The sequence below is a fragment of the Streptomyces sp. HUAS 31 genome, from assembly GCF_028198125.1.
GTDB classification, from domain to species: domain Bacteria; phylum Actinomycetota; class Actinomycetes; order Streptomycetales; family Streptomycetaceae; genus Streptomyces; species Streptomyces chartreusis.
Window position 1 is genome coordinate 467219 of sequence record NZ_CP116353.1, and the last position, 14055, is coordinate 481273.

Below are 14055 nucleotides of genomic sequence, written 5' to 3' on the forward strand. Positions count from 1 at the left end.
CGCGGCTCCTCAACTGGCGTTGCGGGAAGGTGCGGTTCACGATCCTCGCCGTCGAATGCCCTGGTCAAAGCGAACTTCGCTATGCCCGTATAGCCGACGGCTATCAGCGGTCGTGGGCGTCGAGATACGTCCGCAGCAAGGCGTCCAGGGCCTCCCGTACGCCGGCCTCCCGCGCCACCGCCAGCAAGGCTCCGGCCAGGACGGAGGGCGGTTCGTCGGGGCCCGTCACGAGCCCCACGCGCGGTCCGTGCGCGGGCCCTTCCAGCGGGACCACCCGCATCCCCTCCGGTACTCCGAACATGTGCAGCCAGGCATGCGAGATGACGCTCGACCAGCGGCCGCGCGGAAGGTGCGCGTACAGGCCGGCGACAGTGTCCGACTCGATCGCGGGTGCGGCGGTGGCGCCGTCCGCGGCGAAGCACTCGTCCATGATGCGGCGGTTGCGCATACGGGAGTTGAGCAGGCACAGCGGCAGCGCGGCGGCCTGCGACCAGCTGGCCGACCCGGCGCCCGCGAGCGGCCCGTCCAACGGTGTCAGCAGCATGTACCGCTCCTCGTACAGGGGCAGTCGACGCAGGTCGCCGAGCGTGTCGTCGTCGAGGTACGTCATCGCCGCGTCCAGCTCGAACTCGGTGAGCCCGTAGGTGATGTCGGCCGAGGACAGCGACTCGATGCTGACGCCGGCCCGGGAGTGGCGTTCGCAGAAGGGGGTCGTCAGGAGGGAGGCGGCGGGCAGCGCGGTGGGGACGACTCCGAGGCGGAGCGTGCCGGTGAGGCCGTCGCGCAGGGACGACAACTCCTGGCGCAGGGCGTCGCGTTCGGCGAGCATGCGGTGTGCCCAGGCCAGCACCACCTCGCCCTCCGGGGTCAGGCCCTCGTAGCGTCTGCCGCGGCGCACGATCGGCACGCCCAGCTCGTGTTCCAGCCGCCGTATCGCGGCAGACAGGGAGGGCTGGGAGACATAGCAGGCGGCGGCCGCGCGGACGAAATGACGTTCGCGGGCGAGGGCGACCAGGTATTCCAGCTGGCGCAGTTGCATGCGGGTCCTTCCGGGGTTCCGGTGGGCCTACCCACCGGCTGTGCCGGTCACGACCGGCACAGCAGGGCCGCCCACAGGTCGAGGCGGTCGGCCAGGCGGGACAGGTCGCGTCCGGTGAAGTGCTCGATGCGCTGGATGCGGTAGTGGACGGTGTTGACGTGCAGGTGCAGGGCCTCCGCGGTGCGGGCCCAGGAGCCGTCGCAGGCGAGGAAGGTCCGCAGGGTGTGCAACAACGGGGCGGCGGAGGTGTTTCCGGTGTCGATGAGGGATCCGAGGACGGTGCGGCTGTACGCGTTGCGGACCTCGGCCGGCACTCCGGTCAGCAGCGTGTCGAGGCTGGTGAACGCGGTGGCGTCGGTGAGGAGGGAGGCGTCCGACGCGATGCTCCGTGCCGAGGCCAGGGCGTAGCGTGCCTCCGCCAGGGCCCCTGCCAGACCCTCCGGCCCGGCGGCGGGTGACCCGGCGCCGCCGTGCAGCGGCACGGACGGTTCGCATCCGGCGACGAGCGGCCAGACCGCGCCGAAGCCGGCGGGGAAGTCGCCGGGGACGACCGCGAAGGCCGTGCCGTCCGCGAGCCGGCCCACGGCCGCGGGTCCCGGCCCGGCCACGTGCGCGACCGCCTCCGCGAGCGCGCCTTCCGCCAGGCCCTCGCGCCGGTCAGCGGTTTCGGCGGTGATCACCTGGTAGGGGCCTTCTGCGGCCGGCAGGCCGCAGGTCCGCAGTGCGGCCGCCACGTCGGTGGCTTCGGCGCCGGACCGTGCGAGCAGTGTGCCGAGTTCGTCCACAGCCCGGCGGGCGGCGGCGCGGCGCCGGATCCGTGCTTCCTGGCCGCGGCCGAGGATCGCGGCGACCTCTTGCAGCATGCGGGGCGGTGCGGCGTCCGGGTCGGGGAGGTAGAGGTGCAGGCGCTCGTACGGTGTGCCGGCGGCCTCGCTGTCGACCGGGATCGTCGTGCCGGAGCCGTCCATCAGCGCCGCGACGGCCTCCTCGGCGGGCAGTGCGCGGGCGCCCTCGGTGGCCGCGACCGTGCGTCCGGTGGCGGTGAGGACGTAGGCGGCGGCCGTCCTTCCGAGGTGGGCGAAGGCGGCGGCGAGCATCGCCTCCGGGCCGGCGTCCTGAGCGGCGAGCCGGCTCAGCCGGGCACGGGCGATCTCGGGCAGCGCGTGATGGCGGCTCAGCTCTCCCCACTGCTGGAAGTACACCTGGTCGGTGACGGCCCGGAACATCACATGGGCCGGGACGGCCGCCACCGGGATGCCGTGCCGTACACACGCCTCGACGAGGTCGCCGGGGACCGCGCCGTGCGTCTCCTCGCCCGCCAGCAGCACGGCGGCGTCGGCGCCGCGCAGCCCCGCCACGAAGCGCTCGGCCTTGTCCTGCCCGCCGTCCGGCGTCCACCACACCAGTCCGCTGAGCACGACTTCTCCCGGCCGCACGAAGCGCACGGGGTCCTCCAGATCCGTGACGGTGACGCCGCTGATCTCCCGCTCCAGCAGTGTGTCCTCGGCCCACAGCAGGCGCAGGCCGAGGGTCTCGTCCCTCAGGAGGTGTTCGACGTGCATGTGCTCCGGCTCCTTGTCACGACCGCCGAATCCAGCCACTCCCGGCCGAGCGTCCGACGAAACCGCATCCACCAGGCAGATACGGACTCCAGCATCGTAAATGCAAGATGAATCGAACGAAATGCCTCTTGGATGATCCTCCAGGATCACCGCCGGAAGGGTCGGTGTTTCCGTGTTGGGAACCAGTCGTCCCGGGCCGGTTCGCGTTGCTTCACTGACGGCCATGGACCTGAACACGGTGGTGGAGATACGCGACGCCAGGGATCCGTCGCCCTGGCGGCCGGGCGACGCCTGGCTGGGCGGCGGCACGTATCTGTTCTCCGAGCCGCAGCCCCGACTGCGGCGCCTGGTGGACCTGAGCCGGACCGACTGGGAACCGGTGCGACGGCATCCGGACGGCTCGCTGGAGATCGCCGCGACCTGCACCATCGCCCGGCTCTCACGGTTCGCGAAGGGCCTCTCGGTGCAGGCGGCGCCGCTGTTCGAGCAGTGCTGCCGGGCCTTCCTCGCCTCCTTCAAGATCTGGAACATGGCGACCGTCGGCGGCAATCTGTGCAACGCCCTCCCGGCCGGCCCCATGATCTCCCTGACCGCCGCTCTCGACGGTGAGTGCCTGCTCGTCGCCCAGGACGGTGTACGCCGCCGGGTGCGCGTCGCCGACTTCGTGACCGGCGCGGGCCGCAAGGACCTGGCCGAGGGCGAGTTGCTGCGGTCCGTGACCCTGCCGTCCCGCGCCCTCGACCGCCGTACGGCGTTCCGGCAGGCGTCGCTGTACGGGCTGGGCCGCTCCGGTGTGCTGGTCATCGGTGCGCTGGACGCGCTCGACGGGTCGCTCGCGGTCACGGTGACCGCGTCGACGGTGCGGCCGATCCGGCTGTGGTTCCCGCTGCCGCCGACCGCCGGGGCGCTGCGGGCGGCGATCGACGCCGCCGTGGCGGACGACGAGTGGTTCGGCGACATCCACGGGCTGCCCGAGTGGCGGCGGCACATGACGTACCGGTACGCGGAGGAGATCCGCAAGGAGGTGCTCCGGTGAGGATCGAGGTCAACGGCCGTTCCCATGAGGAGGAGTCCCGCCCCGGCCAGTGTCTGCGGACGTATCTGCGTGAACGCGGCTGGTTCGGTGTGAAGAAGGGCTGCGACGCGGGTGACTGCGGCGCCTGCACGGTCCATGTGGACGGCGAGCCGGTCCACAGCTGTCTGTACCCGGCCTTCCGGGCCGACGGCCGTACGGTCACCACGGTCGAGGGGCTCGCCTCCCCGGACGGCGAACTCCATCCCGTGCAGCAGCGGTTCCTCGACGCCCAGGGCTTCCAGTGCGGATTCTGCACCGCCGGGTACCTGATGACGACGGCCGCCCTGGACGACGACCAACTCGCGGATCTGCCACGGGCGTTCAAGGGCAACCTGTGCCGCTGCACCGGGTACCGGGCCATCGAGGACGCGGTACGCGGGGTCAGGCACGTGGAGGCTCCGTGCGCGGGCGAGTCCGTCGGCCGTAACCTCCCCGCTCCCGCCGGTCCGCAGGTCGTCACCGGCACGGCCCGCTACACCTTCGACATCGACGTGCCCGGCCTGCTCCACATGAAGCTCCTGCGCTCCCCGCACGCGCACGCCCGCATCGTCGCCGTCGACACGACCGCGGCCCTGCGCGTGCCGGGCGTGCACGCCGTTCTCACTCACCGGGACGCGCCCGAACGGCACTTCTCCACGGCCCGCCACGAGCACCCCGAGGAGGATCCGGACGACACCCGCGTCCTCGACGACACCGTCCGCTTCGTGGGCCAGCGCGTCGCGGCCGTCGTCGCGGACAGCGAGGCCGCCGCCGAGGAGGGCTGCCGGCGCATCGAGGTGACGTACGACGTGCTGCCCGCCGTCCTCGACCCCGAGGCGGCCATGCGGCCGGGCGCGCCCGTCGTCCACGCCAAGGACGCCGCGACGGCCCGGATCGCCCGTCCCGAAGCGAACGTCGTGGGCGAGGCGCACGGCGAGATCGGCGACGTGGAGGCGGGCTTCGCCGAGGCCGACGTCGTGTACGAGGACACGTACCGCACCCAGCGCGTCCAGCATGCCAGCCTGGAGACGCACGGCGCGGTGGCCTGGTTCGACGAGGACGACCGCCTCACCGTGCGCACCAGTTCACAGACGCCGTTCCTGACCCGCCGCGCCCTGTGCGCCCTGTACGACCTGCCCGAGGAGAAGGTCCGGGTGATCGCCGGCCGGGTCGGCGGCGGCTTCGGCGGCAAGCAGGAGATGCTCGTCGAGGACATCGTGGCGCTGGCGGTGCTGAGGCTGCGCCGCCCGGTGAAGCTGGAGTACACACGGGCCGAACAGTTCCACGGAGCCACCACCCGGCATCCCTTCACCATCGGCGTCAAGGTGGGCGCCCGCGGCGACGGCACCCTCACCGCGCTGCGACTGCGGGTCGTGGCCAACACGGGCGCGTACGGCAACCACGGCCCGGCGGTGATGTTCCACAGCGTCGGCGAGTCCATGGCCGTCTACCGCGCCCCGAACAAGAAGGTCGACGCGTACTCGGTCTACACGCACACCGTCCCGGCGGGCGCGTTCCGCGGGTACGGCCTCGGGCAGGTGACGTTCGCCGTCGAGTCGGCCTTCGACGAGGTGGCCCGCCGACTCGGCCTGGATCCGCTGGAGTTCAAGGCCCGCAACATCATCGGTCCGGGCGAGCCGATGCTCACCCCGGGCGGCCACGAGGAGGACCTGCACATCGCCAGCTACGGCCTGGACCAGTGTCTCGCCGTCGTGCGGCGTGCTCAGGCGGAACCCGGGGGCGCGCCCGCGCCCGAAGGCTGGCTCGTGGGTGAGGGCACGGCCCTCGCGATGATCGCGACCGGTCCGCCCGGCGGCCACATCGCCGACGCCCGCGCCGCGCTGCTGCCGGACGGCAGCTTCGATCTGGCGGTCGGCACGGCGGAGTTCGGCAACGGCACGACGACCGTGCACAGGCAGATCGCAGCCGGTGAACTCGCCACGACAGTAGACCGGATCGCCGTCCGCCAGTCCGACACGGACGTCGTACGACACGACACGGGCGCCTTCGCCTCCACCGGGACGGTCGTCGCGGGCAAGGCCACCCTGCGCGCCTCCCGCGCCCTGGCCGACATGCTCCTCGATTTCGCCGCCGCCCATCTGCGCGTGCCTCGGGCCGAGTGCCGGCTGGTCGAGGAGGCGGTGACACACCCAGGTGGGCGACTGGCCCTCAAGGAGCTGTACGTCGTGGCCCGCGCCGTCGGTGTCGAGTTCGCCGCCGACGGCCACTTCGGCGGCACCCCGCGCTCGGTCGCCTTCAACGCCCAGTGGTTCAGGCTGGCCGTCGACCCCGGCACCGGCGAGATCCGCATCCTGCGCAGCGTGCACGCCGCCGACGCCGGCAAGGTCATGAACCCCATGCAGTGCCGGGGCCAGGTCGAGGGCGGTGTCGCCCAGGCCCTCGGGGCCACGCTCTTCGAGAACGTGCGCGTCGACGCGCGCGGCGAAGTCGAGACGGCCGCGTTCCGCCGCTACCGGCTCCCCCAGTTCGCCGACGTCCCGCGCACCGAGGTCCACTTCATGGAAACGGCGGACGCGATCGGGCCCCTGGGCGCCAAGTCGATGAGCGAGAGCCCTTTCAACCCGGTCGCCCCCGCCTTCGCCAACGCCCTGCGCGACGCGACCGGCGTCCGCTTCACCGAGGTCCCGCTGACCCGGGACCGGGTGTGGCTGGGGCTGCGGGACGCGGGCGTGACCGATCGGTGAGCCGGTCCCCGTCAGCCCCAGGCACGGTAGCCGCCGTCCACGTGGATCGCCTCGATGCCGCTGATGTACCGGGCGCCGCAGCGGTCCTGCGGCAGGACGAGCTGGGAGCCGGCGAGGTCGAGCCCGGTGTCGTCGAGGGTGACCGCCAGCAGGACGGGGGCCCGGCCGAAGTCCGGGTCGATCTCGGCCCAGGACAGCAGGGCGTGGTGGCCGTCCGTGCCGCGCACGGCGATCAGGAAGCGCAGCCGGTCCTTGCGGCGCGCGGGGTCGAAGACGGGGCCTGCGTCCATGAGGACGTCGTGCAGGAGCGGCCCGGTGAAGCGGTGGTACTGGATGCCGCTGGTGGCGCACTCGAAGGCGACCTCGGCACGGTGCTGTGGCCAGCCGCGTAGATCGGGCACCGTCAGGCGGGCCGGGTTGTCCAGATCGCCGGCGAGGACGAGTTCCGCCGCCTGACCGGCGGTCGTACGGGCAGCTGCGAAGGACTGACTCACGGGCTACCACCTCCCGGATGACCGTACCCGAGCAGTGGTCCCGTACAAACGCACATGCCAAGGCAGTCCAGGGATGATCCGGCTCATGCAATGCGACAAGAGACTTTCCCCTCGCATCTGCGGCAGTATCATCAGCGCATGCACACCTACCGGATCGGTGACGCGGCAGCGTTACTCGGCGTGAGCGCCGACACCGTGAGGCGTCTGGTGGACGGCGGGAAACTCACCGCCGCCCGGGACGGGCAGGGCCACCGCATCATCCCCGGCCCGGCCCTCGCCGCCTACGCCCGGCAGTTGCACCGGGCCGCACGGGAGTCCACCGGCTCCTCGGCCCGCAACCGGTTCCCCGGCATCGTCACCGACGTGACCCTCGGTGATGTGTCGGCGCAGGTGGAGATCCAGGCCGGACCGTTCCGGGTGGTGGCGATGGTCAGCCGCGAGTCGGCCGAGGACCTTCGCCTGGAGCCCGGTGTGCCGGCCGTCGCCGTGATCAAGTCGACCAACGTGGTCGTCGAGCGGCCGTAGAGATCGAAAGACCGAACAAGGTCGAAAGACCGTGAGCAACGTCGTAAGACCGTGAGCAAGGTCGTAAGACCGTAGCTGTGTCCGTCAGGACCAGAGGGAGTGGACCCGTGATGACCCGTTCCGTGCGCCGGACCCGCCGGATGCTGAAGGTGACCGGCGCAGGCGCCGCCGCCCTGCTGGCCCTGAGTGCCTGCTCGTCCTCCGACTCGGACTCCGCCAAGACGTCGGACTCTTCCGCGTCGGCGTCCGCCTCGGACAAGCTGTCCGGTGAGGTGACCGTCTTCGCCGCGGCCTCGCTGAAGGAGAGCTTCACGACGCTGGGCAAGGAGTTCGAGAAGGAGCACCCGGGCACGAAGGTGACCTTCAGCTTCGGCGGCAGCGACGCCCTCGCGGCGAGCATCACCGGCGGTGCGCCCGCCGATGTGTTCGCCTCCGCCAGCCCGAAGACCATGAAGATCGTGACCGATGCGGGGGACGCCGCGGGCACGCCGGCCACCTTCGTGCGCAACCAGCTGGAGATCGCGACCCTGCCGGGCAACCCCGACAAGATCGCATCCCTCAAGGACCTCACCAAGTCGGACCTGAAGGTCGTGCTGTGCGACAAGACGGTGCCGTGCGGTGCCGCCGCCGAGAAGGCCATCACCGCGAGCAAGCTGAAGCTCACTCCGGTCTCCTACGAGGAGGACGTCAAGTCCGCCCTCAACAAGGTGGTCCTGAAGGAGGCCGACGCCGCCGTCGTCTACAAGACCGATGTGAAGGCGGCGGGTGACAAGGTGGAGGGCGTGGAGTTCCCCGAGTCCGCCGACGCCATCAACGACTACCCGATCACCGTGCTGAAGGAGTCGCACAACAGCGACGCCGCCAAGGCGTTCATCGCGCTGGTGCAGTCCTCCGAGGGCCAGAAGGTCCTGTCCGAGGCCGGGTTCCTCCAGCCGTGACCGGACCGTCCATGGACAAGGCCGGCGCCGCGGACACCCTGACCGGTGGTCCGCGGCGCGGCCGCGTCCGCCTGCGCGGGGAGCGCGGGGGCGCCCCGCTGCCGCTGCTCGTGCCCGCGCTGATCGGTCTCGCCTTCCTGGTTCTGCCGCTCGTCGCCCTGCTGATCCGCGCCCCGTGGCGCAGCATGCCCGACCTGCTGACCAGCTCCGAGGTGTGGCAGGCACTCCAGCTGTCCCTGCTCTGCGCGACGGCGGCGACCGCGGTGAGCCTGGTGATCGGGGTGCCGCTGGCCTGGCTGCTGGCCCGGGTGGAGTTCCCCGGGCGCGGTCTCGTACGGGCCCTGGTCACGCTGCCTCTCGTCCTGCCGCCGGTCGTCGGCGGTGTGGCGCTGCTGATGGCACTCGGCCGCAACGGCGTCGTGGGCAGATGGCTGGACGACTGGTTCGGGGTGACGCTGCCGTTCACGACGGCGGGTGTGGTGGTCGCGGAGGCGTTCGTCGCCATGCCGTTCCTCGTCATCAGCGTGGAGGGCACCCTGCGGGCCGCCGACCCGCGCTACGAGGAGGCCGCCACGACGCTGGGCGCCTCCCGCTTCACCGCGTTCCGCCGGGTCACCCTGCCGCTGATCGCGCCGGGCATCGCCGCCGGTGCCGTCCTGGCCTGGGCCCGGGCGCTCGGCGAGTTCGGCGCCACGATCACCTTCGCCGGCAACTTCCCCGGCCGTACCCAGACCATGCCGCTCGCCGTGTACCTCGCCCTCCAGAACGACCCCGAAGCGGCGATCGCCCTCAGCCTGGTGCTGCTCGCCGTGTCGATCGCGGTGCTGGCGGGGTTGCGTGACCGATGGATGACCGCCTCATGACCGACACCGAGAAGCCTGTGGTCGATGCTCCCGCCGGGACCGGTGCGGGACTGGACGCCCGCCTGGTGGTGGAGCGTGGCACCTTCCGCCTGGACGTGCCGCTGAGCGTCGCGCCCGGCGAGGTGGTCGCGCTGCTCGGCCCCAACGGCGCGGGCAAGACGACCGCGCTGCGCGCCCTCGCCGGGCTCGTCCCGCTGTCCGGCGGTCATCTGCGGCTGGACGGCGCCGAGTTGGAGCGTACGCGGCCGGAGTCCCGGCCGGTCGGGGTCGTCTTCCAGGACTATCTGCTCTTCCCGCATCTGTCCGCGCTGGACAATGTCGCCTTCGGGCCGCGCTGCCACGGCGCCACCAAGGCGGAGGCCCGTGCCGGCGCCGCCGAGTGGCTGGAGCGCATGGGTCTGAGCGCGCACGCCGGAAGCAAGCCGCGCAAGCTCTCCGGCGGGCAGGCACAGCGTGTCGCCCTCGCCCGCGCGCTGGCCACGCACCCGCGTCTGCTGCTGCTCGACGAACCGCTCGCCGCCCTCGACGCCCGCACCCGCCTCGACGTCCGCGCCCAGCTCCGCCACCACCTGGCCGCCTTCGAGGCGGTCGCCGTACTCGTCACGCACGATCCCCTGGACGCGATGGTGCTCGCCGATCGGCTGGTCGTCGTCGAGGACGGCCGGGTCGTCCAGGAGGGCACGCCGTCGGACATCGCCCGTCATCCGCGCACCGACTACATCGCGCATCTGGTCGGCCTCAACCTCTACCGTGGCGAGGCCCAGGGGCACACGGTCCGTGTCGACGGCGGCCCCGCGATCACGACCACCGAGGACCTCACCGGCCCGGTCTTCGTCGCCTTCCCGCCCGGTGCTGTCACCCTGCACCGGGACCGCCCGGCCGGCTCCAGCGCCCGCAACCACTGGCGCTGCGAGGTCGTCGGCCTGGAGACGCACGGGGACCAGATCCGCGCCGACCTCACCGGCCAACTGCCGCTGGCGGCCGACCTCACGACCATCGCCGCCGCCGAGCTGGACCTGCGGCCCGGAGCCACCGTGTGGGCGACGGTCAAGGCGACCCAGACGCACGCGTACCCGGCCTGAGAGGTGGCGCCCGGTACGCACGCGTACCCGACCCGAGAGGTGGCGCCCGGTTCTGCGAGGTGCCGCGGCACCTTCGCCTCGCGGTTGCGCCGTGGTTCCCGCGGGCGGCGCGCCCGCGGGACTACCGTGGGCCGCACAGCACCCTAATGGGGACAAATCCCCCACACCCTGCGAGGCGTACGACCATGAGCCTGAGCATCCGCAACCAGATCCCCGGCACCGTCACCTCCGTCACTCCGGGGGAGGCCATGGCGACGGTCCGGGTCCGCCTCGACGGCGGTCAGGACGTCACCGCCGCCATCACCGTCGACGCGGTCCGGGATCTGGGCCTCGCGGCGGGCTCCGCCGTACAGGCCCTGGTCAAGGCGACGGAGGTCGCGCTGGCCACCGGTCCGGTGGAGGGCCTGTCCATCCGCAACCGGCTGCCCGGCACCGTGCGCGAGGTCGCGACGGGCGCGGCGATGGCCTCGGTGCGGGTCTCCGTCGACGGCGGCGAGGTGACGGCCGCGATCACCGCGGACGCGGTCGGTGAACTGGGGCTGACGGCGGGCTCCGCCGTCACCGTCCTGTTCAAGTCGACCGAGGTGTCCCTCGCCACCGTCTGAGACCCGGGTCGGCTGCCCGGGGACTGCTGAAGCCCGGCGAGGGTCAACCAGGTCTCCCCGCTCAACCTCCCACCGACTTCGACGGACTCCGTAGCTGAGCCCCGAGCGCTCCTTCAACTGCCGCAGAAGTGCCGCGAATTCTTCCGCCGCAGTGCCTTCCGACACCGTTCCTCCACCCCCCCATGTCCCGTTCCCCCGTTCCAGGGGACGGACGTTTCACCAGGTCAGACATGCTCCAGCCGTTCCAGCGTCCCTGATCGCCCGCCGTGGGTGGCGGGCGGGACGGAACACGGATCAAGCTCTGGTCATCCAAGCACGCCGCTCCCGGCAACCGGTCGAGCGGATGCGCCCAAACCCTTTGCACCGACAAGGAATCAGCCATGCGCACCTTCCGTCACGCCCGCCTCCTCGCCGCCACCGGCGTCGCCCTGAGCGCCCTCGCCCTGACCGCTTGCCAGAGCGGCTCCGGCACCCGGGACGAGGGCGCCGCGCAGTCGGGTTCGCCGAGCGCGACCAAGGACGTGTCGAAGCCCGCGCCGGAGAAGTCGCCGCAGCGGACCGGTGTGAACGGCGGTTCGGGGCAGGCGTCAGGCGGGTCCGCCGACCCGGTCAGGTCGGCTCAGAACGGCTCGGGCGGCCAGGGCGCGAAGGACGACGACGGCCCGCAGAACCTGACCATATGCAACGGGTCCAACACCAGGACCACGGCCCAGCCGGTCCCCCGGCCGCTCAACCACATGCTGCTCACCGTGACCAACACCGGCTCGAAGCGATGCGCGTTGATGTACTACCCGGTGCTCCGCTTCGACGAGATGCAGTGGGTGCCCCAGGCGATCGAGGACACCCAGCCGCAGGCTGTGACGATGCTGGAGCCGGGCGAGTCCGGCTATGCGGGCGTCCTGCTCAGCGCGGCCGACGGCAGCGGCACGGGCGCGGACACCGGCCACAAGCTCGTCGTCGGGTTCCAGGGCCGTACCCCGAACAGCGACGGCGGACCGGCCGCCGCGCCGGGCCTGCCGGCCAAGGGAGTCCACTACGACAGCGCGCTGAGCGTCACCTACTGGCAGACGGACATGGAGGACGCTCTCAACTGAGCCGCTGCCGGGCCGGCCGGCGCATGTTCGACGACCGGGCGCCGGTCCACGCCGGACGAGCGGCTGAAGCGTAGCGTCGGGGGCGCCAGACCGGCCCGGAAAGGAATCACGATGGAGCCCACCGGCATCACGCCCAACCTCCACGTCCCCGACATCGCCGCCGCCCGCGACTTCTACACCGGCTATCTCGGACTGAGCGTCGAGGACTTCGACATGGGCTGGGTCGCCCGCTACCGGTCGCCCGACGGCCGGGCGCAGATCCAGCTTGTGACCCGCGACGCCACCGCGCCCGAGCTCGCCGCCGTATCGGTCCGCGTCGGCGCGGGCGTCGACCCGGCCTACGCCGACGCCCTGCGCCACGGATACGAGATCGTGCACCCGCTCACCGACGAACCCTGGGGCCTGCGCAGGTTCCTGGTCCGCGCGCCCGACGGCAACGTCCTCAACATCGTCAGCCACCGGGACGACTGACGGCACCTCAGGTGCGCGGCTTGTGCTCCTGCGCGAACGCGTCCGCGGCGGCGAGGTCGAAGTCCCCGTGATCGCTGCCGAGCCCCTGTGCCACCAGGGCCGCCGCCGCGCAGCCAAGGACGGCCGCCGCGTGCGGATCCCGGCCCAGGCCCGTGCCGCGGACGAAGCCGGCCGAGAAGGCGTCGCCGCAGCCGGTGGTGTCCACGACGTCGATCGCGAAGGCGGGCACCTGCTCGGTGCCGTCCGGGGTCACCAGCAGCGCGCCGTCGCCGCCGCGGGTGACGGCGACCAGGCCGGCCCCGGCGGCCAGGAGCTTCCGCGCGCCCGTGATCAGGTCCTGTTCGCCGGTGAAGCCGAGTACCTGGTCCTCGTTGGGCAGCATGTGGTCGACGTACGGCAGGGCGGCCTCGATCTGCTCGAAGCTCCCGAGCACGCCGGGTGCCAGAAGGTCCACCGAGGTCGTCACGCCGTGTTCCTTGGCGTGCGACAGGATGCGCGTGGCGGTGTCGACGCCGATCAGTTCGGGGCCGCCGAGGTGCAGGTGGTCGGCTTCGGCGATGGCGTCCCAGGGCACGTCGTCGGGGCCGTAGGTGATGTTGGCGCCGAGGAGGTGCAGGGAGGGGCGGTCGCCGTTGGGGCGGATGGGCAGGACGCTCGCGGAGGTGGCGGTGTCCGTGCGGCGGACCAGGTGCCGGGTGTCGATGCCGGCCGCGCCGAGGAGTTGGACGAGCATGTCCCCGGTGGGGTCCGACCCGATGGCTCCGGCGCTGTACACCGTGGCGCCGAGCTTGGCGAGGGTGAGCGCGGTTCCGCCGGCCGTGCCGGCGGCGGTCATCCTGATGTCCTCGACCAGTGTGGCGCCCTGGCCCTCGGGTATGGCCTCGACGGGCCGCACCAGCACGTCCAGCACATGCACGCCCAGCGTGACGACCTTCATCGGTTTCCCTCCTGCACGGGTGGTACGGGGTGGGTGGTGCCGTAGTTCCGGGCGAGCGCGGCCTCGATCACGGCGAGTTGCTGTTGCTCGTCGAGGACGCGGGGCGTGCCGAGGGCGGCCGCGCGCTGGTAGACACCGCACGCCCACTCCAGCAGCAGCGCGTGCTCGACGGCCTTGCCGAGGGTCGGGGCGTGGGTGAGGGCGCCGTGGCTCGCCATCAGTGCGGCGCTGCGGCCGTCCAGCGCCGTCAGGACGGACTCGGCGAGTTCGGGGGTGCCGAAGGTGGCGTACGGTGCGACGCGCACGGAGCCGCCGAGGGAGAGCAACTGGTAGTGGATGCAGGGCAGTTCGTCGAGCACGCAGGACAGTGCGGTCGCCATGGGGGCGTGGGTGTGGACTACGGCACCGGTGCCGTAGCGGCGGTAGACGCCGAGGTGGAGGTCGAGTTCGGAGGTGGGTTCGAGGGTCCCGGCCAGGAGGGTGCCGTCGAGGTCGACCACGGTCACCTGGTCCGGGGTGAGTTCGGCGAGCACGGCGCCGGTGGCGGTGATCGCGACCCGGTCGTCCACGCGTGTGCTGACGTTGCCGGCCGTGCCGATGAGCAGGCCCTCCGCACCCAGCCGACGGCACGCCTCGGCCACGGCGGCGCGCTCCTGACCCAGCACCGAGCTTGAGCCTGTCATGCG

Annotated in this window: 14 protein-coding genes; 9 read left to right on the forward strand and 5 right to left on the reverse strand. The window is 72.2% G+C overall.

Features of this window, described 5'->3' with window-relative positions; all coding sequences use genetic code 11:
• Window positions 1-103: 103 nt before the first annotated feature.
• Window positions 104-1039 (reverse strand): LysR family transcriptional regulator, encoded by a 936-nt coding sequence (locus PGH47_RS01955; protein WP_271661906.1) that lies wholly within the window; start codon window positions 1037-1039, stop codon window positions 104-106.
• Between the two features lie 47 nt (window positions 1040-1086).
• Window positions 1087-2601: a PucR family transcriptional regulator gene (locus PGH47_RS01960; RefSeq protein WP_271661907.1), complete on the reverse strand. Its 1515-nt coding sequence runs from the start codon at window positions 2599-2601 to the stop codon at window positions 1087-1089.
• A 223-nt stretch (window positions 2602-2824) separates the two neighbouring features.
• Between PGH47_RS01960 and PGH47_RS01965 the strand changes: the two genes are divergently transcribed.
• The gene (locus PGH47_RS01965; protein WP_271661908.1) at window positions 2825-3637 is read left to right on the forward strand and encodes an FAD binding domain-containing protein; all 813 of its coding nucleotides are present in this window, start codon (window positions 2825-2827) and stop codon (window positions 3635-3637) included.
• A complete protein-coding gene (locus PGH47_RS01970) occupies window positions 3634-6360 on the forward strand; it encodes a molybdopterin-dependent oxidoreductase (RefSeq protein ID WP_271661909.1) in 2727 nt (908 codons plus the stop codon). The genes PGH47_RS01965 and PGH47_RS01970 overlap by 4 nt, the downstream gene beginning before the upstream one ends.
• 11 nt (window positions 6361-6371) lie before the next feature.
• Here PGH47_RS01970 and PGH47_RS01975 read toward each other — a convergent pair whose 3' ends face one another.
• Entirely contained in the window at window positions 6372-6854 is a 483-nt protein-coding gene (locus PGH47_RS01975; RefSeq protein WP_271661910.1) for a molybdopterin-dependent oxidoreductase, read from the reverse strand.
• A 138-nt stretch (window positions 6855-6992) separates the two neighbouring features.
• Between PGH47_RS01975 and PGH47_RS01980 the strand changes: the two genes are divergently transcribed.
• From PGH47_RS01980 to PGH47_RS02010, 7 genes are all read left to right on the forward strand, one after another.
• Complete coding sequence (locus PGH47_RS01980; protein WP_271661911.1) at window positions 6993-7379, forward strand: TOBE domain-containing protein; 387 nt, start codon at window positions 6993-6995, stop codon at window positions 7377-7379.
• A 110-nt stretch (window positions 7380-7489) separates the two neighbouring features.
• Window positions 7490-8317, forward strand: coding sequence for a molybdate ABC transporter substrate-binding protein (modA, locus tag PGH47_RS01985; protein ID WP_271661912.1), 828 nt, complete (start codon window positions 7490-7492; stop codon window positions 8315-8317).
• An 11-nt stretch (window positions 8318-8328) separates the two neighbouring features.
• Entirely contained in the window at window positions 8329-9180 is an 852-nt protein-coding gene (modB, locus tag PGH47_RS01990; protein ID WP_271667955.1) for a molybdate ABC transporter permease subunit, read from the forward strand.
• Window positions 9177-10262 (forward strand): ABC transporter ATP-binding protein, encoded by a 1086-nt coding sequence (locus PGH47_RS01995; protein WP_271661913.1) that lies wholly within the window; start codon window positions 9177-9179, stop codon window positions 10260-10262. The genes modB and PGH47_RS01995 overlap by 4 nt, the downstream gene beginning before the upstream one ends.
• 185 nt (window positions 10263-10447) lie before the next feature.
• Window positions 10448-10867 carry a TOBE domain-containing protein gene (locus PGH47_RS02000; protein ID WP_107909635.1) on the forward strand — a complete coding sequence of 140 codons (420 nt, stop codon included), beginning with the start codon at window positions 10448-10450 and terminating at the stop codon, window positions 10865-10867.
• 380 nt (window positions 10868-11247) lie between these two features.
• A complete protein-coding gene (locus tag PGH47_RS02005; RefSeq protein WP_271661914.1) occupies window positions 11248-11961 on the forward strand; it encodes a DUF4232 domain-containing protein in 714 nt (237 codons plus the stop codon).
• 111 nt (window positions 11962-12072) lie between these two features.
• Complete coding sequence (locus tag PGH47_RS02010) at window positions 12073-12432, forward strand: VOC family protein (protein WP_271661915.1); 360 nt, start codon at window positions 12073-12075, stop codon at window positions 12430-12432.
• A 7-nt stretch (window positions 12433-12439) separates the two neighbouring features.
• Here the strand turns inward: PGH47_RS02010 and PGH47_RS02015 are convergent, their stop codons facing one another.
• Window positions 12440-13369, reverse strand: coding sequence for a carbohydrate kinase family protein (locus PGH47_RS02015; RefSeq protein ID WP_271661916.1), 930 nt, complete (start codon window positions 13367-13369; stop codon window positions 12440-12442).
• The gene (locus tag PGH47_RS02020; RefSeq protein WP_271661917.1) at window positions 13366-14052 is read right to left on the reverse strand and encodes a class II aldolase/adducin family protein; all 687 of its coding nucleotides are present in this window, start codon (window positions 14050-14052) and stop codon (window positions 13366-13368) included. Before PGH47_RS02020 ends, PGH47_RS02015 begins: the two co-directional genes overlap by 4 nt.
• Window positions 14053-14055 lie beyond the last annotated feature (3 nt).

Coding starts and splice junctions, on each gene's coding strand:
- modA (WP_271661912.1), top strand. CDS start 7,490: ATGACCCGTTCCGTGCGCCGGACCCGCCGGATGCTGAAGGTGACCGGC.
- PGH47_RS02010 (WP_271661915.1), top strand. CDS start 12,073: ATGGAGCCCACCGGCATCACGCCCAACCTCCACGTCCCCGACATCGCC.
- PGH47_RS01965 (WP_271661908.1), top strand. CDS start 2,825: ATGGACCTGAACACGGTGGTGGAGATACGCGACGCCAGGGATCCGTCG.
- PGH47_RS02020 (WP_271661917.1), bottom strand. CDS start 14,052: ATGACAGGCTCAAGCTCGGTGCTGGGTCAGGAGCGCGCCGCCGTGGCC.
- PGH47_RS01955 (WP_271661906.1), bottom strand. CDS start 1,039: ATGCAACTGCGCCAGCTGGAATACCTGGTCGCCCTCGCCCGCGAACGT.
- PGH47_RS02015 (WP_271661916.1), bottom strand. CDS start 13,369: ATGAAGGTCGTCACGCTGGGCGTGCATGTGCTGGACGTGCTGGTGCGG.
- PGH47_RS01995 (WP_271661913.1), top strand. CDS start 9,177: ATGACCGACACCGAGAAGCCTGTGGTCGATGCTCCCGCCGGGACCGGT.
- modB (WP_271667955.1), top strand. CDS start 8,329: ATGGACAAGGCCGGCGCCGCGGACACCCTGACCGGTGGTCCGCGGCGC.
- PGH47_RS01960 (WP_271661907.1), bottom strand. CDS start 2,601: ATGCACGTCGAACACCTCCTGAGGGACGAGACCCTCGGCCTGCGCCTG.
- PGH47_RS02000 (WP_107909635.1), top strand. CDS start 10,448: ATGAGCCTGAGCATCCGCAACCAGATCCCCGGCACCGTCACCTCCGTC.
- PGH47_RS01980 (WP_271661911.1), top strand. CDS start 6,993: ATGCACACCTACCGGATCGGTGACGCGGCAGCGTTACTCGGCGTGAGC.
- PGH47_RS02005 (WP_271661914.1), top strand. CDS start 11,248: ATGCGCACCTTCCGTCACGCCCGCCTCCTCGCCGCCACCGGCGTCGCC.